Raw genomic sequence first — 19,485 nt, 5'->3', positions numbered from 1 at the left:
TACAAATGGAATTGGTGAATTAATTTTGAATTAACCGATAGATATATAAATTGATTCCTTTATTGGAGGAATAGAAATGCAAATAGGTTTTTTTGATTCTGGTATTGGAGGCATTACTGTATTGCATGATACATTAAAAGTTTTACCTAATGAAGATTATATGTATTACGCAGATACAATAAATGTTCCATATGGGCACAAAACGAAAGATGAAGTTAAAAAGTATGTTTTAGATGCTATAGAATTTATTAGCCAGCAAAAAGTAAAAGCGATAGTGATTGCTTGTAATACTGCCACAAGCGCAGCAATCGAAGAAATAAGGGCAAAATACAGTATTCCAATCATTGGTATGGAGTCTGCCGTAAAACCAGCTGTTAAAACAAAAAAAAATATAGATAAACGAGTTTTAGTAACTGCTACTGCTTTGACTATAAGGGAAGAAAGACTTCAAAATCTTATTACTAAATTAGATAACGAACATGTTGTTGATTTATTACCTCTTCCGAAATTAGTTCAGTTTGCAGAAAGTTTTGAGTTTAACGAGCAAATAGTGCTGCCTTATCTTCAAGAACAATTATCTATATATGATTTAAGTAAGTATGAAACTATTGTTTTAGGATGTACTCACTTTTCTTACTATAAAGATGTATTTAGAAAATTATTTTCATCGGATGTTAATATAATTGATGGAAATAATGGTACTGCAAAAAATCTAAAAAAAGTACTGGAAGAAATGAGTTCTTTAGATGGAGGCAACGGTAATATTTCTTTCTATTGTTCAGGAGTCAAAGTCGAGGATAAGGCTAAATTAAAAGAGTTTAATAAACTGTTCAAAAGATTGGATGCTATTAACGAATATAATTGAAAAGTCTGAGATTTTATTATCATTGATTATTGCGCTGATCCTGCAAGTCGTTGGTGTCATGCTGCCAGTATGACCTTCCCAATATATTCGGCATGAGGTTAGGGTCTGTCCTTTTTTGGAGGCACGAGTTCGTCTAATTTTCAATAAAAGGAGGTTTTTAAAGGTGTTTGAGACTGATTTGACGCGTGCTCTTAAAATTCGATACCCGATTTTTCAAGCGCCGATGGCTGGTGGCGTTTCGACGCCCGAATTAGTAGAGGCTGTTTCAAATGCCGGTGGGCTAGGCAACCTAGGGGCGGATACTTAACACCGGAGCAGCTCCGTAGCGAGATCCAAAAGATCAAGCAACGAACGGACCAGCCTTTTGGAGTAAACTTGTTTGTGACTGAGCAATCAGAAGATTCGGAAGAAGCAATTTACCGGATGACAGATTATCTGAATAAATACCGCATCAAACTTGGCACTGCTCAAAATCCATCTCTTATGAAGTTTTCAGAATCATTTGAGGAGCAGCTACAGGTAGTGTTGGAGGAGCGTGTACCTGTATTTAGTTTCACTTTTGGCGTACCATCCCAAGACGTGATCCAAACCATGAAACAGCATGGAATATTCATCATTGGAACTGCAACAACTGTTGATGAAGCCAAGCAATTGGAAGCAGCTGGCGCAGATGCAATTGTGGCTCAAGGGAGCGAAGCAGGCGGGCATAGGGGGACCTTCATGAAAGACCCTTCCCATGCTTTGATAGGCACTATGGCTACTGTTCCGCAGATCGTTGACCATGTGTTGATCCCGGTCATCGCAGCAGGGGGAATCATGGATGGGCGGGGACTTGTAGCAAGCCTTACATTAGGAGCCGCTGCAGTACAGATGGGCACTGCGTTTCTAGCCTGCCCCGAGAGCGGCGCCCATGAAACGTACAAACAGAAAATCCTCTCGTCAAATGAGGACTCCACTGAAATTACACGTGCTTACTCTGGAAGAGCTTCAAGAGGCATTCAAACAAAATTTATGATTGACATGCATCAGTACCCAGGAACAATCCCGGCTTACCCCATTCAAAACGCGATGACCCGGGACATTCGCCAAGCGGCTGCAAAAGCGAACAACCCCGAGTACATGTCACTTTGGGCGGGACAGGGTCTTCGGTTAGCAGGCGACCAACCTGCCGCTTCAATTGTAAAACAAACCATCGATCAAGCCAGTGTTCTTGTCCGGAAATTTTCTTTTATTAGAATGGTTGATAATAAATAGGGAAAAATAATTTTTATTAAAGGGAGGAAGTTAAAATGCCATTACTTCGTTTTGATCTTATTAAAGGACGAGATAAAGCAAGCCTGAAAAAACTTTTGGATGTTGCCCACCAAGTTGTTGTGGAAGCTTTTGACGTTCCTGAGCGAGATCGTTACCAAATCATTCACGAACACCCGGCGGACCATATGATTATTGAGGATACTGGGCTAGGATTTAACCGTACCGATAGTCTAGTTATTCTCTCCATAATAAGCAAAGCCCGGCCAAAAGAGAAGAAACAAAAGCTCTATTCCTTGCTGGCTGAAAGGTTAGAAGCTGAATGCGGCATCGCACCAACCGATTTAATGGTATCTATTGTTGAAAATAATGATGATGATTGGAGTTTTGGACTGGGGGAGGCACAATTTTTGACCGGTAAGTTAAGCTGATTCAATGCTAGTCGTTTCGATCTTAATCGGTAATATCTCTAATTCTAATCGCCCTTCAACTGGCCTAGTAGGCTAGTTGAAGGGCGATTTCCATGAGGTTTGGTATTGAGATGGTAAAATAGGCTTATGGATGGTCCAAAATTACAATTACATCCAATCATTCTGATGTGTAACAACCCAATTCATAGTAAGTATTATTGTTGTAATCAAAGCTTTTAATCACGTCAAGACCAAGCTTTTTGGTGTGGGCAGCGTATGATCTGTGATTGATGTGGTTTATAAAAGTTATCAATATCGGATATTTTTTACTCATTTGCATTCTGGAAAAATCAAAAACCTTTCGGAGTACTACCGTCCCCCTGTAATCCATATCAATGCAAATTGGCCCATACTGATAAGTGTTTTCAGTAGAAAGCGTAGTTCCCTTATATTCTGTATCTTTCAAATCGTCAATCATAAATTGAAAAAAAGGCCACTTAGCCCAATACTTCCATGAGGCAGCCATCACATAAGCAACAATCTTCTGGTCATGACATGCAATCGTAATTCCATTTTCTTTTTCAATTAATTCCTTAAATTGTTCTTCTGTAAATAAGGTTGTTACGAAGCCATCAGGTTTGTCTTTTTCACTAATGGTTGTAATGTGATATTTTTTTTGTAATTCCACTATAGCAGATATATCATCAACAGTAGCGTTTCTATAAATCATTGTTATCCTCCTATATGAAATGAGCTTAAAAAAACTTTACTTCAGCATTCGACATATTGCAACCATTTTAAGTTGTAGGTTTTTGCGAGAGGAAGGCTACACTATGATCAGGAGAGCGTTAACAGGGGGAGAGCGACTGGAATTTCTATTATCCTACCTGTCTTACAAGGGAACATTGGAAAAGTTTTTTAACAATTTTCCCAGGAGGGAGAGGATTTTCAGATCGACCCACTGCAGATTAGTGTAGCCCCTGACGAATAAGTAAATGGAGTTAGTTATTAGATCGCGGCGGGTAAAAGAAAATAAAGTTTTAGACTGACGATGCTTCATTAAGCTAACGGGCAAAATTTCAATGCTAAGTGTATAATTTAGAAGACGTAAAGAATCTAATTTGGAGGCTTCTATGATTAGAGATCTTTGGTTTACAGTGCAACGGATTGATGATAATACATACGCAATTAGTGAATACGGACATTGGGAGAAAGTACATTCATTTTTATTATTGGGAGATCAAGAAGGGGTATTAATTGATACAGGGCTTGGGATTGATAGTATCAAAAGAATAACAGAGCAGTTGACATCTTTACCTCTAAAAGTTATTACGACACATGTCCACACTGACCACATAGGTAACCATGGCGAATTTGAACGGATCTTTGTCCATAAAGGAGATGAAGACTGGCTAATTAACGGGATTCAAGGCTTAACAATAGAGCAAATCAGGAAGAATATTAGAAGAGATATAACCTTGCCTACTCCAGAAAGGTTTAATCCGGATACATACCAACCCTTTAAAGGAAAGCCGACAGGTTTGTTGAAGGATGGTGATATATTCGATCTAGGGGACAGAAGATTAATTATATATCACACTCCAGGACATTCTCCTGGCCATATTTCAGTTTTCGATGAAACAAAAGGGTATTTATTTACTGGCGATCTGCTCTATGATGAAGTGCCAATATATGCCTTTTATCCTTCAACGAACCCTGTCGATTTAGTGAATTCATTAGAAAAGATTGCAAGAATACCCAACGTCAAAATGGTATACGGTTCTCACAATACATTAGGACTTAATCCAATAATTTTAGATGAAGTAAAAATTGCAGTTAAATTTCTGAGGGAACATGATCTCGTCAAATTTGGAACTGGGATTCATAAATTCAACGGATTTAGTGTTCAGTTCTAATAATCTTGTCAAACTAACGGGAAACGTTAGCTCAATAAAATAGCGACAGTCTAGGACTTTATTTCGTGTTATTAGGTCAATCAGAGATTTCTGGTTGGCCTTTTTTCTTAGGCACCATATGATGGCGGTAGCCGAGAGAACGTTGACTTTATTGGGGCGGGCCCGTCGTGAAAACAGTTCTCTCACTGCCCTCAATGACCATGTTTGAGCTGGTTGAGACAGGGATCTCGTATCACAAGCGAAGCTATGAGGGAACCATCGTGGGAGTGGCCGCAACTTTAATATTAGGGAGTGTGTTATGGAGCCGGTTGTAGGATTAGATGTGGATTAGTTTCCTATTTTAATACGCGAGGAGTGCAAGCATTTTATAATCAATCCACTTCAAACTAAACGTGCGAGAAACACGCAACTACGAAAAGTAAAAACCGACACTGCAGATGTCAAAAGATTGAATTTATCAATAAATAGGCAAAATGAATAAAGTCCCTGGACTCTTAATGCGATGTGCATGCGGACCGGGGACTTGCTATGTGAAATACACAATATAAGCAATTTGCTTATCTTTTAAAAAACACTTATAAACACTTAACAAAAAGCGTGTAATCGCTTATGATGAATATAGGGAAAGGGGGAGGGGTTATATTTACCAAGAGGAACGACTTTTAAAAATTATGGAGTATCTCCAAAGCCGTAACCAATTATCAAATTCGGAAATTTGCGATTTATTGAACATCTCGAGAGATACGGCAAGAAGGGATATTATTAAGCTTGTTCATGAAGGGGGGGTTATCAGAACCCATGGAGGTATTGCCTTACCCTTATTAAAAGAAGAAATAAGAGCCTATAAGGAACGTGTAACCTCAGCAACAAAGCAAAAGATGCTTATTGCAAAAGCAGCTTCTGAGCATATCGCTGACGGAGATGTATGCTTCATGGATGTATCGACTACCATTCAACTGCTCTGTGGGCAATTGGACAAGAATCTGACGGTTTACACACACTCGTTGGATAATGCAGAAGCTTTATCAGCAAAAAGTGAAATTAACATAAATTTGCTCGGGGGCAAATTTAATCATGAAAACCGTTTTTTTTATGACTACGACACGGCTATGCAGTTGAACGATGTTTTTTTTGACAAAGCTTTTTTAGGAGCTGCCGCCATTATGGAAGACGGAGTGTATTTTGCGAACCGTGATGATGCTTTAGTTAAAAAGCTGGTATCGAGGCGTGCCAGAGAAGTATTTTTACTTGCCGATTTCAAAAAATTTAATTTAACAAGCCCGTTTAAAGGTCTGAATTTTTCCGAAATTGATATTCTAATTACAAATCAGGATGCCCCGAAGCATTCATTGCTGATGTTGCAGGATAGCGGAGTAGAAGTTATCAAGGTGCTTGAGGAAGAAAAGTGATAAAAAATCGCAAGGGAGCATGGGCCATGATACAAGCAATCTTTAGCGATATTGACGGGACGTTGTTAAATTCAAAACATCAAATTACATTCGACACCAAAAATACAATCCAAAAGGTTGTGGGAGGAAATATCCCTTTTGTACTCGTTTCAGCGAGAATGCCAAGCAGCATTTTTCCTCTTCAGCAAGAGCTCAATATTAACGCTCCCGTCATTTGTTATAGCGGTGGTCTAATATTGGGCTGTAATAGGGAAATCCTCCATAGCATCTGTTTATCGAAAAAGAGCATTAAACAAATATACGATATTGTATCGGATCATTATCCTTCTATTAGTTTTAACTTATATGGCTATGACCAGTGGATCGTTGATAACACTCAAAATCCTTGGGTAATTCAGGAAGCGGGAATTATTAATGGCTCTCCCATACAGAGGGTGCTTTCCTCATATATAGAAGAAGATCATGATACTCACAAAATTTTATGCATGGGACCTCCCGAAGACGTTGAGCGGCTTGTACAACAAATCAAAAATGAAGTTACTGGTATCAGTGTCTATAAATCCAAGGGAACCTATCTGGAAATTATGGATGAGATGGTGTCCAAATCGTATGCCATTCAGGAACTCGAGGGGATATTTAATATTACTTATCGTGAATCGATGGCCATTGGAGACAACTATAATGACATGGATATGATTTTGTACGCAGGCCTAGGAATTGCAATGGGGAATGCGCCAGAGGAAGTTAAGAAAATTGCCGACTGGGTCACATTGAGTAATGATGAAGACGGTTTGAAAATAGGCTTGGAGAAATACATTTTGTCCGTTTGAAATGATCCAGTGACATTGTATATCCAAACACCAAAAAACTGTAGGCATTAGAAATAGAACAGAGGGGGACACATAACCCTGAGGATACTGAGTTTGTATCTTCTCGGTCTGCGAGTGACGAGAACGGTAGAAAAAGAAAAGCAGAGTGAGACGACAAAAAGAGATCAACGTGTTCCGACCGTTGATCTCTTTTTTGTTGTGCTCAATCAGCACGACAGATTACAAAAGAGATGAGGAAAGTTAGGTTGGGAGTTTGGTCGTCTGGATTTGTAGTGAAGAGCTTATTTACCTGTAATGCAGAAGAGCAGAAGGGATTAGCGATGCACGTTCTTATTATGCGCATCAAAAATCTAGTTTAATGAATATATAAGTATACTAAATATCACATTCACATAGGAAATCATACGAAAAGGTCCCTAAATATCCATTTTTCATCAGTAAGATCAGAAAATAATTTGGCAAAGTTCATTTACTTCTAGATGGAGGTGAGTTGCATTTTGTTTTAGGTGTGTTTTTAAATAATCTTCTCCAGCTAATTGACAATTTATCATTTGTCGGGTGACAAGAACATTGTTACATTCCCGATAGGATTTCATCGACGGCGACAGAGGCCCTTTTATTAAACTAAAGGGCAGGATAGTCAATTTTTTCACAAATACTTTACATTTGAAAGAAATTTGCGAAATTCGTAGATAAGAGGTTATGAGAAAGTAATGTAAAATAGATATTAATTGTAATTTGCAAGAAATATGTCGTACCGTTCGGCACAATAGCATGCAGCGCTTCCATGAGCTTGAGTGAGGAAACTAAATCATTTCCAGGGAACTTAATGATTAAGTGGATCAATTCGAAAGATCCCAGGAAATAAAGAAATGATCTCGCCAAATTTGGAACTGGGATTCATAAATTCAACGGATTAGCATTCAGTTCTAATAATCTTGTCCAACTCACGGGAAACGTTAGTTCAATAAAATAGCGACAGTCAGTAAGAAGTTCTCTTGTTTTCAACTATCCATTCCCCTTTATATATTAATACCAATTACAAAAAAGTCCCAAAAACAAATGTTTTTGAGACTGGGTTAAAAACCAAGTATTCTTGTTTACTAACTGGTACCCTATGCTACATATTCATTTTTTCCTGCGCCTATACCCGTGATAAAGATAATAACAGAAGTTAAAACTAACATCAGTAAGGAAGTATTCCAATTATGTGTCACATCATGCAACCATCCAAATAAGACAGGGCCGATAGCAGACAAAAGATAACCTAATGATTGAGCCATACCGGATAATTCTGCTGCCCCATTCGTATCTTGAGTACGTAAACTAAAAAACATCATAGCTAAACTAAAGGCAAATCCCACTCCAATTCCAACCATAATTATCCATATTGGAATAAGGATCGTGCTTCCGTGTAAGATACCGAATACCCCTCCAATAAGCAAGACGACTGAAACCAGTACTAATGAATGCTGCTTCTTTAAACGTCCAGCTAAAATAGAGACAATAAACGTAGTAGGAAGCATAGCAAATTGCATTAAAGACAACATCCAGCCAGCTGCATGAGTGTTCAGCCCTTTTTGTTCAAGAATTTCAGGAAGCCACGTTATCATGGTATAAAAGATTAAGGATTGAAAACCCATAAATAACGTGACATTCCATGCTAGTTTAGAATGCCATAAGTTTATAGATTTAACTTTCTTTTTAGTTTGTACAAATCTAATAGATTTATGTTGATTTTGTATTAGTGGTAACCAAAAGAAAAGTGTAAGAAGAGATAAGATTCCCCAGCATCCGAGACCTCCTGACCATCCTAACCCTGATAATGAGGAGATGGAAATACTTATACCGGATCCAATAGCTCCACATAAATTCATAGAGACTATATAAATCCCTGTTATCATTCCTACATTTTGTGCAAAGTTATGTTTAATAAGACTGGGGAGTAATACATTACCAATGGCAATACATGAACCAATTAAGATTGTTCCTATAAATAAGGTTATTACACCACCAAAAGAACGTATTCCAAATCCAATGGTTAATAAGATTAAAGAAATAAATAGGATAAACTCCGTACTAAAACGTTGAGCTAACTTAGGGGCAAAAGGGGATAAGAATGCAAAAGTAAGTAAAGGTACTGTAGTTATTGTCCCTGCTAGTATATTAGATATGCCTAAACTGTCACGTATAGAATTTATTAGTGGACCCACTGATGTTAGTGGGGCTCTGAGATTGGCTCCCATTAGGATGATACCTATAATAAGTAATCCTATTCTAGGCATTAGATCCGGTTTCGGTTGTCCTAGTTGATTGGTTTTTTGTGAAATACCCATGATCGCTATAGATCCTCCGTATTTAATACTAAAGCTTTTCTAAATTAGGTAATCAATTCATTTATTGTTTGGATTGCCACACTTCCATATTGTTCCACAATAGTAACCGTAAAGCAGAGAACATAATAAAATGTTGTTTTCTACTTGACGGTTACTTTTAAACATTTTAATTAAATTAAGCGAATTTTTGGACTTCCCCCGTTAGTTAATAGGAGAACGACAAGCTCCTACTTTTATACCTAAAGAATTATAGTGATTTTTTATGTTTATGATGGCTTGACCACTTGTAACTTTATTAATTAATTGTTTTATCTTCCAAAGGTCTACTGGTTTATTCATTAATAAGTCATTAAAAATTTGTTTGATTTCTTGTGGGTAAACATTTCCTACCATACTAGAAAGTCCATTACATCCATTCATTATCTTTTCTATAAGATTTACATCTCCACCAGCGAACATGATGAAATCATCTGGTAAGTCAGTATTATGGTGACGTTTGGCATCACTCTCTTCTTTAAGTCCTACAAGGTTAGAGTACTTCTGGTTAATAACAGTCTTTAATGATTCAGCACTTAGCTCAAATCCTGTTCGGAAAGGATTATTATAAAGGACAACGTTTTTGGTGGTATGTTGTAGCAGCTCATTGATATAAGAAATAGCTTGTTGTTGTGTCGGCTGAATGTAAGGTGGAAACTGAATTAGAATAGAATCAAAAACAGATTCCTCAAGCTTTTTAACCAGTTTTATTGCATTTCTTGTTGTTGTAGCTGATACGCCAAACATCAGTTCAACATTTTCAAATTTTTGTTGATTAAAATAATCAATAATATGGATACGCTCTTCAATGCTCATTGAATTTTGTTCGCCTGTCGTAGCAGACACAAGTAGTGAATCTATCCCGTTATCTGTTAAATGTTTAACAATAGGATTGAATCCTTCTAAATATAAGCTCTCATCATCACGAAAGGGAGTTGGAATAGCAACATTAAAATTTTTCATCAGTTATATCCTCCAGTGTATATACATTACAAGAACTAATTTGTACATAAGGTCAAATACTAAATCCTTTCAGATAATTTTTAAAAGGTATATTTGAATGACTAAATTGTTCTATGTTCATGTTGTTTAAAGTTTGGTTACATTCTTCAGGCCAAAAGTATTAACCAATCTTTTCTAGTTATTCTTTATTTGTGTATCTGGTTTGACTATGTGACGAGGTGTACTACCCACCGGTTTCTCTAAAAACCAAGTGCCCATTGAAGTAAGAACCGGTACATTTTGAAACGTGTAAATAATAGCATCCTCTGTTTGCTAAGTGTTGCAATGCTCATGAGCAGAGCAAGGAGGAGCTAAGAATAGGTCGCCTTTTTTCAATTCAATCTTTTCTCCATCCACGATAATATAACCCTCGCCCTGAAATACTAGATTGAGAGCTACATTAGTATGACGATGAGCTTTATTATGCCCACCAGGTTTAAAAATTTGGACGACTACTTTCATAGTTGATGAAGTTCCATGCGTATCCCCTGTATGATTATGAATGAGTGACAATGTTCCACGGCCACTTTAAAGAAAGCCTTCCGATACAGATTAATTGAGTAATGGATAAATGTCTTTCCATTTCCATGAACATGCTCGAACGGCAGGCTTACTACTCTTTATTAAAAACTCACTGTAGTAGATAATCTCTGTTTTTTGACTACCCATCTTATCACCCCCACAAAATTTTTACACAGTTTAAAGAATTTATACTTTTAGGATTAAATGGATCTCTGTGCAACTAATAGTCTAAGACAGTTCAATCAATAGTACAATTCAATTATTTATATAATAACCATAGGTTTAACCTATGATATAATGTGTAATATCTAAGATTGTTTATAGTATTCCTATTGAAATTCATGTTAATAAACTTGCAAAATGTAAAGGTAGGAACTATTACCGTTTAAATCAGGAGGCTTAAGAATGGAGTTAAGACAACTTGAATATTTTTACGCTGTGTGCCAAGAGCTACATTTTACAAGAGCAGCAGAAAAGGTAGGGATTTCTCAACCTTCTTTAAGTCAACAAATTCGTTTGTTAGAACATGAAATTGGCACACTTTTATTTGATCGCATTGGTAAAAAGACGGCTCTTACGGAATCAGGGGAATTACTCTTAAAGTATACACGTAACATTTTTCATGAACTGGAACAGGCAAAAACCTCAATAGATGAACTAAATGGCCTTCAAAGAGGAACCATTTCTATAGGCACCTTGTTAACCGTTGAAAATTACCTCATTCCGCCCACATTACGTAGTTTTCATCATCTATATCCTGGTGTTAAGATATCTGTGTTTGGATTACGTACTGGGGATATTCAAAAACAATTGTTAGAAAATAAGCTGGATATAGGCATTGTTTTTTTACCTATGAAAGGGGATGAATTAGAAACCATTTCTTTATATAGAGAGGAAATGGCGTTTGCAGTGCCTGTTGGACACCCGTTAGAGAATCAGGATAAATTAGGTATAGAAGTCTTGCAAACAACACCTTCCATCTTACTTCCTGAACAATATTTTATAAGACAGCTTATAAATAAAGCTTGTAAAGATGTGGGGTTTATTCCAGAACCGGTCTTTGAAATTACAACCATGCAATCTTTAATTAATATGGTTATAGATAGGATAGGGGTAACTATATTACCGCGACCTTACTTAGAGTACCTTAACCATCCTCGTATCAGAATTATTCCCATTTTAAATGTTAATCTTGCTCGATATATAGGAATTATCTACAGGAAAGATAAATACCTGAGTGCTGCGACACGTATTTTTATTAATACTCTAAAAGAGACTTCACTCCATTTGACTCAGAATTTTATGAAAGGCACTGATTAAACAGTCCACTCATTTTATTAATCTTTATTTATATACTACTGGACATATAAAAGAAAGAAGCTACGACGGTCAGTTCTTTTTTGGTTTGGAAAAGTCAGAGGGAATAGCTTCAGGTGCTATTAATATGTAAAGAACGGAAAAGTCACCCTTTCAAAAATAATAAGGTCACCTTGAATCACTGATTGAATCGTACCAAAGGGCAATCGCGTAGGTAAAGATGCGTACGAAAAACCGTATTGTGATGGTGGGCAGACTTGAATTATCTCGATTCAGATATGAATTTGACTTTTGAGAAAATAATGAGGTTTATACTAGATGCCATCGCTCCATTTAAGAAGGAATGACCCATTTTGCGTTAACAGACTTGGATCTAAGTCTACAGAACAAATTTCCAAGGAGTGCATTGGTACTTAGGGGAGCGGTCGAGGATTCAGCCGCTCCAAAAAAGTCAAACAGTCCTCCTTTTATTAATGGCTATGATGTGCATGTGCATCCGGCGCACCTGACTCTATAGTGCACATAATGGATTCATCGTGTCTATGCTGTTCGGACTCGATCTGCAAAGTAGAGTGAGGAATGTTCTTATGCTCCAGCATATGCTCGATACTATGCAGTAGGGCCTCGGTTTCATACACTGTTTTATTTCCATCAACTACAATATGCGCAGTCAGAGCGTTTAAGTTGCTAGTAATTGACCAAATATGCACATCATGTACGGCTTTCACACCTTCGAACTGCGAAATGGCTTGTACGACTTCCTCTACATCAATGTTACGGGGTGTTCCTTCCATAAGCACATGCAGGGAAGACTTACTAACAAAGTAACCACTGCGAAGGACAAGTACTGCGACAATTACACTAGCAAGTGGGTCTGCCCAACCCCATCCCAAGAACATCATCAGAAGAGCGGCAATAATCGCTCCAACAGATCCCAGCATATCGCTGAGGACGTGCAGATAAGCACCTCTCATATTCAGGTTGTGCTCTGTATCGCTACCTCGCATCATAATCCAGGCAACGAGTATATTAATGAACAGGCCAACAATACTGATAACTAGCATCCCTACTGTAGCTACTTCTGGAGGATTTATAAACCTTTCAATCGCTTCGTAAAAAATGTATAAGGCAATCGCAATCAGAGTAACACCGTTTAGCATTGCAGCCAATATTTCAAATCTCCTGTAACCAAAGGTTTTTTCCTTATTGACAGCTTTCTCTCCAAACTTAAACGCGAACAAAGCGATCGCCAACGCAAGAGAATCCGATAACATATGACCTGCATCCGAGAACAAAGCTAAACTATTGGTAATAAATCCACCAAAAGCTTCGACCAGCATGTAAGTAGTGATGATGATGAAGGAGATCAGCAAAACTTTTTTATTGTTGTGTCGATGTCCATGATTATGTCCTGCCATACATATCCCAGCTTTCTATTTTATTAACATATGAGCAACTGTTCATATGTTTTATTGACTTCAATTATATGTGGGGAAAATATACACGTCAAGTGCAGCATGGCGCAACTGTACAGTGACAACAAGTTTATCCCTTACGAGGAATTTGTAATATTTAATGCGGCGGCTATTAGATAGAGTTACTTATGGGAATGACATAAGATAATTTCGCTTTAATCGAAATTATAGGATTTATTTCGACATAATTAGATTCTCTTAGAAAAAGGAATATTGAAGTATTTGACGAATCATTCCATTGATACAATTTCTCCCATAATGGGGTGAATGTATGTACACACCTACCAAGTTAAATAAGATTGGGGTAAATAGATGGTTTGCTTTTAGTAAGAAGCTTAACTGAGAAGTCACGTTTTATGGAGAGCTAGAATATGATCACTAGGTATTAATTGGAATGGATCTAGAGGTAACAAATTATTGCGAAAAACCATTTGAAATCAACCACTCATATTTAAAATCTGATTTTTTGGCTCTGAATTACTATGCCAGTGACACAGCCAAAGCCTGTCCAGAGGTTGCCGATGAACAGTGGTCGGGAGTTAATGTCTCTGGTATCAAGGGAGAAATATCTGGCTTCGAAACACATCCGGGCTTCTATGAAATGTGCGAGAATCCTGCTCTGGAGACTACAGACTGGGCTATAGATCCAACTGGACTGGAATACATTTTGCGTGATATTTATACAAGATATAATATGCACTTGATGATCACAGAGAATGGTCTTGGTGCATACGACGAGTTGACCATTGATGGGAGGATTCATGATGATTACAGAATTGATTATTTGAAAAAACATATCCTCGCAGTTAAAAAAGCGATTGATTTTGGTGTAAAGGTCATTTCCTATAATCCGTGGTCTGCCATCGATTTATTATCCACTAGTAACGGATATAAAAAACGGTATGGATTAATTTATATAGATCGAACAGATGATGATATCAAACAATTAAAGCATTATAAAAAAGATTCTTTTTATTGGTACAAAAAAGTTGTTGAGTCAAATGGGAAAGAAATTTAAGGACCCGTTGAACAAGAAACTCCGCTGAGAACTTTAATATGAGTCCCTTATAAACTCCACGAACAAGCCACTAATCTGTTAGTCTAGGATTAGTGGCTTGCTGTTGTTGGTAGACAATACAAAGTTGCTCTAGAAGTCGTCTAAATGGAGGCTTTAGGGGCAATGAAACCGTCACATATCAGCTGAGTCTTCTCGGTTCATTAATATCTAAGCCAGGTTTATGATTAGAGCATTCTTCGAAGAAGCAGAAGTGTGAATGTTCAAAATTTGTTCAGTTATACCATGCTAAAATCTTCGTATCAAAATAACAGCCAAAACATACAAAGGAGACAGTAATTGTGTGAACAGGAAAGCAGCATCGTTTCATATATAATATTTATTTAATGTATGTCGATATTGCAATGCATATAATCGCATCCTGATTTTAGTAGGCCAGGGGAATGTTATTTAAGGCAGCGGCGATAAAACAAACTGAAAAGCGGGTAACCGTTCTTTCAATGAACGGTTATTTTTCATGCTTAAATTTAAATTTTTCCTTGAGAGAAAATAGCGTTGCTGTACTTAGTACTATATGAGATGAGGTGGCATTAGCCTAAACAATTCAGATGATTTTATTTGTCGCATAAGAAGGAGGAACTTTTATTGTTACCATTAATTAAGGAATTTCGTCTAAACCAAAAGCTTACTTCTTATTTAAAATTAATCCTAGTAGTCATTATTCTTGCCGCAGCTATTGTTCCCGTCGCCCCTTCACGGGCACATGCTTTTTACGGAACGGGAAACGGTACGGAACATAACCCTTATATCATCACGACAGCGGCGATGCTGGATGATATCAGGACTAATCCGAACGCTTATTACAAATTGGGTGCTAATATCCAATTAACGGATTGTACTTGGAACCCGATTGCCAATTTCTCGGGTGTGTTCGATGGGAAAGGATACACGATTTCCGGCTTGACGATTAATCAGCCCTTGTCAATGAATGTCGGTTTTTTGGCAATTTAATGGCTACAGGTATTGTTCGTAACGTTCGGTTAATGGATGTTAACATAATCGGAAATAGGAACGTAGGAAGTGTTACTGGTATAAGTTTCGGTCAAATCAGTAATGTATTTGCATCCGGCAGTGTAGAAGCGCTCGGAGAGGGCACCTATGATTATGCGAGTGGTCTGGTCGGGTGTTAACAACGCGTCGATTACTAAGTCTATATCGGCTGTCAACGTGAGGGGAACCAAATCTACTGGATATGTTGGAGGAATTGCAGGCTATAATATTCAAGGCACCGTCAGCCAAAGTTATGCGACTGGCCAAGTGGATGGACTGTCCCGCGCTGGTGGTTTAGTCGGATACAATTCTAACGGAACCGTGAGCAATTCTTACTCAACGGGTTCAGTCACAACGACCTTCAACCGAGCTGGAGGACTTGTTGGACAAAATGCTGGCTAGGTAACAAACAGCTATTCCAAAACAACGGACACATCACTTTCACATCAGGCGAAGATTTCGTTATTTATGATTGACCTTTCGAATAGGCCAATAACAGCCGGAACTGGGATGAACTTCCTATAAGCAACCTTAGTTTGTTTATCGCTTATGTTGCTTAAGTTTTTATCGAAAAACGCTCATGGTACGGCTTCTTATAACAGAAAAGGTGGGGCTATATGCTGATAGTGGGTATGAGGATTTACAATATACATTTGATTGTTTTCCCCTGAATGATTAATATAATGGACAATGTCATAAACCTACCGTATTAAAAAAAGAGATGAGGATTACGATGAATAAAGCAAAGATTCTTATTATCGAAGATGATGCCCCGATTGCCGACTTGCTTTCGTACGGGCTTTCTATGGAGGGGTTCCAGACACGCACAGCGGCCAGTGGAGCAACGGGAATGCATGAGCTGCAGTCGTTTCAGCCCGATTTGCTGCTGTTAGATTGGATGCTACCTGACCAGAGCGGTCTAGACATTTGCAAAAAGGTGACAACGGACTATAACATACCGATCTGCATGATTACAGCCAAATCGGACATTACCGATAAAATTCTAGGCCTTGAATTCGGTGCCGATGATTATATTACCAAGCCTTTTGATCTGCGCGAAGTTGTTGCACGCATTCGAACCATTTTGCGCAGAGTGGAGCAGGCGAACAGCTCGGACAGGGAAGAAGCCACGAAAGCCGTCATTCGGTTTGACAATATTGAAGTGATCGAAGAAGAACGACTCGTCCAAATAGAAGGCCGTCCTGTTGAATTGACCCCCAAGGAATTTGATCTGCTTATGATGCTGGTTAAACATCAGGGCAAAACCTTTACACGTTCCGAACTGCTTGATCTGGTGTGGGGTTATCATTTTGTCGGAGATACCCGTACGGTTGATACGCATATCCAGAGACTCCGCAAAAAGCTAGACGCCACCGAATGCATTACTACCGTCTTCGGAATCGGGTACAAATTTAAAAAAATGGGTGGATAAGCATGATACGTAAAATCAGCATCAAATTCCTGATCGGTTTTTTTCTGATTTTTTCGCTTTCTTTTGTCGTGCTCAATCAGACAGTCAAGGAATTTATCCGGACAAGCAATCAGAATCTGGTTACCTCCGAACTGATCGGACTGAAAAATAACAGCAACGTGTATGTGCGTCAGGCTTTCCTGATTAACCATTTCAGTAGCAATGAGCTGTATTTTGGAGAAATTGCGAGGGAAATAGCAACTAATCTGAACCATACCACGGACAGCAGTATTGGCGTGTATACGGTGGAGGGCAAATTGCTTTATGCCCCGGACAGCTCCATTTTTCAGCAGCACATGCAAAGCGATCTGCAGCAGGCGATTGGTGGCAATACAGCGTACAGCATTACTTATGATCGTAATAAGACGACTGTCCTTTTCTCCTATCCGGTTGTTATAGACGGTTCAAAGGTGGGCATACTGCGTTTTTACAAAGATTTCAGCTCACTCTACGAACAAACCGGACAGATTCGGCAGATTACCCTCTATATTGCCCTGGCGATTTTTGCGGCAGCTTTTCTGTTTTCCTATATTCTTTCCAGGCATATTACCATCCCGCTGACCAGACTGACGCAAGCCTCCACTGAGGTGAAAAACGGGAATCTGGATATCCGCCTTCACTTTAAACGCAGGGATGAAATTGGCCGACTGGCTGAGAATTTTAACGATATGATTGATCAAATTAGTAGACAGATTCATATTATTGAGAAGGACCGGGACCATTTGAAAGAGCTTCACCAGCAGGAAAAGCGCTTTTTTGACAATATTACTCACGAACTGAAAACGCCATTAACCTCCATTCTGGGATATGCGGAGCTGATCAGAATGAACGGTGAGAAAGACCGTGCTTTTTTTGGCAAAGGGATGAATCATATTATCGAGGAGAGCAAGCGCCTGCATGCGATGGTGCTAAAACTACTGGAAGTTTCACGCAAAAATATCATGATCAATGAGCTTGATCGGGTAGATATCGGGCTAATTCTGCAGGATGTATGTGAATCGATGATGATCCGGGCACAGCGCTATAAAAAGACCATTGAATATGAGATGAATGAGGAATTGATGATGTTGGCCGATAGGGACAGAATCAGACAGCTGTTCATCAACTTGATAGATAATGCGATAAAATATAGTTTGCCGTTTTCGGTAGTAACGGTAAAAGCAGTACGGGCAGAAGAAAAGATCCGCTTGATTTTCAGCAATCCAAGCGATCCGATTGAGGCAGAACATCTGTCACACCTGTTACAGCCATTTTATCCAGCTCATTCCGACAGTGCGGAGGAAGGCAGTGTAGGATTGGGGCTCAGCATTGTGAAATCCATCGTTGAAGAATTTGCGGGTTCCATCTCGATTGCAAACGAGCATAATGAAACCATCGTTACGGTAGAATTTAAAGCGCTGGAAACCGCGGGGAACGGAGAATGAATAATGGGCAATAAATATGTTGTAATGCTGCTGGTCCTATCTCTCGTGGTATTACTGCTGTCAGGATGCGGTTCAGAACCAAAAACAGAGACCGTCGTCATCGCCGACAGCAATGAAGTTTCCAGTACCGATCAAAGCTCTCGGCCGTTTCAGGTTCAAAAAATATATCGGCTTCCGGATCGTTTTGCAAATCGGGGGGAGCTACTGGGATGGTCGTCTGGAAATGCCGTTATCGCATCGTTCGGAGCCATGACCATACTGAAGCGAGGCACGGTGGAACGTTTAACTTATCCGTATGAGCAGAGCAAGGCCATACCCGGAATCGGTAAGGTAACTTCCAATACGACACTTTCTCCCGATGGGAAATATATTTGCGAATTTTCTCGTTCTTCCTCGGAGACAACCCTAAGGCTTATTTCCTTGCAGGATGGCAAGGAAAAGGAAATAGACAGGATCAGTACTAGAAACGAGTCTTATGTACAATATGTTTCCTGGTCGGCCAACAGTTCGTATATCGGCTACCTGGTAGAAAATCCGTTTGATAATGGAGCGGATAGCCTGTACATCTACGATATGGGGTCTCAAACTTCTGGCAAGTATCAGTTAAAAGGCATTATGAAGGAAGACACGCTTTTGAGTGTTAACATTGCAAATGATGGCCGCAGCATACTGGTGGAGTTGTTTGGTGCAAAAAAAGGTCAGAAAAAGATACTAACCATGGGGAAGGTTTCCGGGAAGAATATTGAATTTCAATACGAGCGTCAGATTGGTGGAGATTCAGTAGCCTGGATGAATAACGACCAGTTTGTGTTTCTCGGAACGGATAATTCACTGTATGAATATGATCGGCGAAACGGCGAACTCTCCGTCATTCTGGAAAAAGTGTTTGATTTTGAATTCTCGCCTGACAGGAAAAATATCGCATACACCGAGTATGATCAAAATGTTACTTACGTAGGCAAGGTGCAGGGAAGAAATATACTGTATAAGGAACCGGTGTATCGCGGAATTGTGCCGACGCATATATACTGGAATCCGAACAATAAAAGTGTACTGCTTCAAGGACAAAAACAATTGGATTCCTCGCAGACTGCGTCAACGGATTCTCCTAGCAAGGAGTCATTGATCATTGAATTGAAATAGCGGTGAGGATCGC

The 19,485-nt window shown here is 38.8% G+C and carries 17 protein-coding genes and 2 pseudogenes; 14 read left to right on the top strand and 5 right to left on the bottom strand.

Annotation, left to right across the window (positions count from 1 at the left end; genetic code table 11):
- The first annotated feature begins 76 nt into the window (after window positions 1-76).
- The 3 genes and pseudogenes from murI to ACWA2B_RS14830 all read left to right on the top strand — a co-directional run bounded on the left by murI (window position 77) and on the right by ACWA2B_RS14830 (window position 2,547).
- A complete protein-coding gene (gene murI, locus ACWA2B_RS14840; protein WP_449292338.1) occupies window positions 77-865 on the top strand; it encodes a glutamate racemase in 789 nt (262 codons plus the stop codon).
- A 163-nt stretch (window positions 866-1,028) separates the two neighbouring features.
- Window positions 1,029-2,119, top strand: a pseudogene (locus ACWA2B_RS14835) (NAD(P)H-dependent flavin oxidoreductase).
- 35 nt (window positions 2,120-2,154) lie between these two features.
- Window positions 2,155-2,547: a tautomerase family protein gene (locus ACWA2B_RS14830; RefSeq protein ID WP_029515243.1), complete on the top strand. Its 393-nt coding sequence runs from the start codon at window positions 2,155-2,157 to the stop codon at window positions 2,545-2,547.
- A 157-nt stretch (window positions 2,548-2,704) separates the two neighbouring features.
- Here ACWA2B_RS14830 and ACWA2B_RS14825 read toward each other — a convergent pair whose 3' ends face one another.
- Entirely contained in the window at window positions 2,705-3,256 is a 552-nt protein-coding gene (locus tag ACWA2B_RS14825; RefSeq protein WP_029515242.1) for a GNAT family N-acetyltransferase, read from the bottom strand.
- 403 nt (window positions 3,257-3,659) lie between these two features.
- On the opposite strand from ACWA2B_RS14825, the gene ACWA2B_RS14820 reads away from it, so the two are divergent.
- The 4 genes and pseudogenes from ACWA2B_RS14820 (at window position 3,660) to ACWA2B_RS14805 (ending at window position 6,681) form a co-directional block, all read left to right on the top strand.
- On the top strand, window positions 3,660-4,442 hold the full coding sequence (locus ACWA2B_RS14820; RefSeq protein ID WP_341070843.1) for an MBL fold metallo-hydrolase: 783 nt from the start codon (window positions 3,660-3,662) through the stop codon (window positions 4,440-4,442).
- Window positions 4,443-5,044: 602 nt separating this feature from the next.
- A pseudogene (locus ACWA2B_RS14815) lies at window positions 5,045-5,245 on the top strand (DeoR family transcriptional regulator); the annotation flags it as partial.
- A 75-nt stretch (window positions 5,246-5,320) separates the two neighbouring features.
- Complete coding sequence (locus tag ACWA2B_RS14810) at window positions 5,321-5,851, top strand: DeoR/GlpR family DNA-binding transcription regulator (protein WP_230585219.1); 531 nt, start codon at window positions 5,321-5,323, stop codon at window positions 5,849-5,851.
- A gap of 26 nt (window positions 5,852-5,877) precedes the next feature.
- Window positions 5,878-6,681, top strand: coding sequence for a Cof-type HAD-IIB family hydrolase (locus ACWA2B_RS14805; RefSeq protein ID WP_318628277.1), 804 nt, complete (start codon window positions 5,878-5,880; stop codon window positions 6,679-6,681).
- Window positions 6,682-7,796: 1,115 nt separating this feature from the next.
- Here the strand turns inward: ACWA2B_RS14805 and ACWA2B_RS14800 are convergent.
- The 3 genes from ACWA2B_RS14800 to ACWA2B_RS14790 form a co-directional block, all read right to left on the bottom strand.
- Window positions 7,797-9,017: a CynX/NimT family MFS transporter gene (locus ACWA2B_RS14800; protein WP_449292337.1), complete on the bottom strand. Its 1,221-nt coding sequence runs from the start codon at window positions 9,015-9,017 to the stop codon at window positions 7,797-7,799.
- Between the two features lie 201 nt (window positions 9,018-9,218).
- Entirely contained in the window at window positions 9,219-10,016 is a 798-nt protein-coding gene (locus ACWA2B_RS14795; RefSeq protein ID WP_029515236.1) for a dihydrodipicolinate synthase family protein, read from the bottom strand.
- 312 nt (window positions 10,017-10,328) lie between these two features.
- Entirely contained in the window at window positions 10,329-10,517 is a 189-nt protein-coding gene (locus tag ACWA2B_RS14790; protein ID WP_318627357.1) for a cupin domain-containing protein, read from the bottom strand.
- A 465-nt stretch (window positions 10,518-10,982) separates the two neighbouring features.
- Here ACWA2B_RS14790 and ACWA2B_RS14785 point away from each other — a divergent pair, with 465 nt between their 5' ends.
- The gene (locus tag ACWA2B_RS14785; protein ID WP_029515234.1) at window positions 10,983-11,897 is read left to right on the top strand and encodes a LysR family transcriptional regulator; all 915 of its coding nucleotides are present in this window, start codon (window positions 10,983-10,985) and stop codon (window positions 11,895-11,897) included.
- Between the two features lie 467 nt (window positions 11,898-12,364).
- Here the strand turns inward: ACWA2B_RS14785 and ACWA2B_RS14780 are convergent, their stop codons facing one another.
- Complete coding sequence (locus ACWA2B_RS14780; protein ID WP_025679519.1) at window positions 12,365-13,312, bottom strand: cation diffusion facilitator family transporter; 948 nt, start codon at window positions 13,310-13,312, stop codon at window positions 12,365-12,367.
- 451 nt (window positions 13,313-13,763) lie between these two features.
- On the opposite strand from ACWA2B_RS14780, the gene ACWA2B_RS14775 reads away from it, so the two are divergent.
- From ACWA2B_RS14775 to ACWA2B_RS14750, 6 genes are all read left to right on the top strand, one after another.
- Window positions 13,764-14,387: a family 1 glycosylhydrolase gene (locus tag ACWA2B_RS14775; protein ID WP_342435140.1), complete on the top strand. Its 624-nt coding sequence runs from the start codon at window positions 13,764-13,766 to the stop codon at window positions 14,385-14,387.
- Window positions 14,388-15,029: 642 nt separating this feature from the next.
- The gene (locus ACWA2B_RS14770; protein WP_342435141.1) at window positions 15,030-15,395 is read left to right on the top strand and encodes a hypothetical protein; all 366 of its coding nucleotides are present in this window, start codon (window positions 15,030-15,032) and stop codon (window positions 15,393-15,395) included.
- A gap of 147 nt (window positions 15,396-15,542) precedes the next feature.
- Window positions 15,543-15,836 (top strand): GLUG motif-containing protein, encoded by a 294-nt coding sequence (locus ACWA2B_RS14765; protein WP_342435142.1) that lies wholly within the window; start codon window positions 15,543-15,545, stop codon window positions 15,834-15,836.
- Between the two features lie 331 nt (window positions 15,837-16,167).
- A complete protein-coding gene (locus tag ACWA2B_RS14760) occupies window positions 16,168-16,866 on the top strand; it encodes a response regulator transcription factor (RefSeq protein ID WP_069011890.1) in 699 nt (232 codons plus the stop codon).
- A 2-nt stretch (window positions 16,867-16,868) separates the two neighbouring features.
- Entirely contained in the window at window positions 16,869-18,329 is a 1,461-nt protein-coding gene (locus ACWA2B_RS14755; RefSeq protein ID WP_029515228.1) for a sensor histidine kinase, read from the top strand.
- Between the two features lie 3 nt (window positions 18,330-18,332).
- Entirely contained in the window at window positions 18,333-19,472 is a 1,140-nt protein-coding gene (locus ACWA2B_RS14750; protein ID WP_029515227.1) for a hypothetical protein, read from the top strand.
- Window positions 19,473-19,485: the final 13 nt, after the last annotated feature.

The organism is Paenibacillus sp. CMM36, from assembly GCF_053570945.1.
This window is presented reverse-complemented; position numbering and strand designations above follow the sequence as displayed.

Excerpts from the sequence above, each read along its gene's own strand:
- murI (WP_449292338.1), top strand. The coding sequence starts at position 77 with ATGCAAATAGGTTTTTTTGATTCTGGTATTGGAGGCATTACTGTATTG.
- ACWA2B_RS14830 (WP_029515243.1), top strand. The coding sequence starts at position 2,155 with ATGCCATTACTTCGTTTTGATCTTATTAAAGGACGAGATAAAGCAAGC.
- ACWA2B_RS14825 (WP_029515242.1), bottom strand. The coding sequence starts at position 3,256 with ATGATTTATAGAAACGCTACTGTTGATGATATATCTGCTATAGTGGAA.
- ACWA2B_RS14820 (WP_341070843.1), top strand. The coding sequence starts at position 3,660 with ATGATTAGAGATCTTTGGTTTACAGTGCAACGGATTGATGATAATACA.
- ACWA2B_RS14810 (WP_230585219.1), top strand. The coding sequence starts at position 5,321 with ATGCTTATTGCAAAAGCAGCTTCTGAGCATATCGCTGACGGAGATGTA.
- ACWA2B_RS14805 (WP_318628277.1), top strand. The coding sequence starts at position 5,878 with ATGATACAAGCAATCTTTAGCGATATTGACGGGACGTTGTTAAATTCA.
- ACWA2B_RS14800 (WP_449292337.1), bottom strand. The coding sequence starts at position 9,017 with ATGGGTATTTCACAAAAAACCAATCAACTAGGACAACCGAAACCGGAT.
- ACWA2B_RS14795 (WP_029515236.1), bottom strand. The coding sequence starts at position 10,016 with ATGAAAAATTTTAATGTTGCTATTCCAACTCCCTTTCGTGATGATGAG.
- ACWA2B_RS14790 (WP_318627357.1), bottom strand. The coding sequence starts at position 10,517 with ATGAAAGTAGTCGTCCAAATTTTTAAACCTGGTGGGCATAATAAAGCT.
- ACWA2B_RS14785 (WP_029515234.1), top strand. The coding sequence starts at position 10,983 with ATGGAGTTAAGACAACTTGAATATTTTTACGCTGTGTGCCAAGAGCTA.
- ACWA2B_RS14780 (WP_025679519.1), bottom strand. The coding sequence starts at position 13,312 with ATGGCAGGACATAATCATGGACATCGACACAACAATAAAAAAGTTTTG.
- ACWA2B_RS14775 (WP_342435140.1), top strand. The coding sequence starts at position 13,764 with ATGGATCTAGAGGTAACAAATTATTGCGAAAAACCATTTGAAATCAAC.
- ACWA2B_RS14765 (WP_342435142.1), top strand. The coding sequence starts at position 15,543 with ATGATTATGCGAGTGGTCTGGTCGGGTGTTAACAACGCGTCGATTACT.
- ACWA2B_RS14760 (WP_069011890.1), top strand. The coding sequence starts at position 16,168 with ATGAATAAAGCAAAGATTCTTATTATCGAAGATGATGCCCCGATTGCC.
- ACWA2B_RS14755 (WP_029515228.1), top strand. The coding sequence starts at position 16,869 with ATGATACGTAAAATCAGCATCAAATTCCTGATCGGTTTTTTTCTGATT.
- ACWA2B_RS14750 (WP_029515227.1), top strand. The coding sequence starts at position 18,333 with ATGGGCAATAAATATGTTGTAATGCTGCTGGTCCTATCTCTCGTGGTA.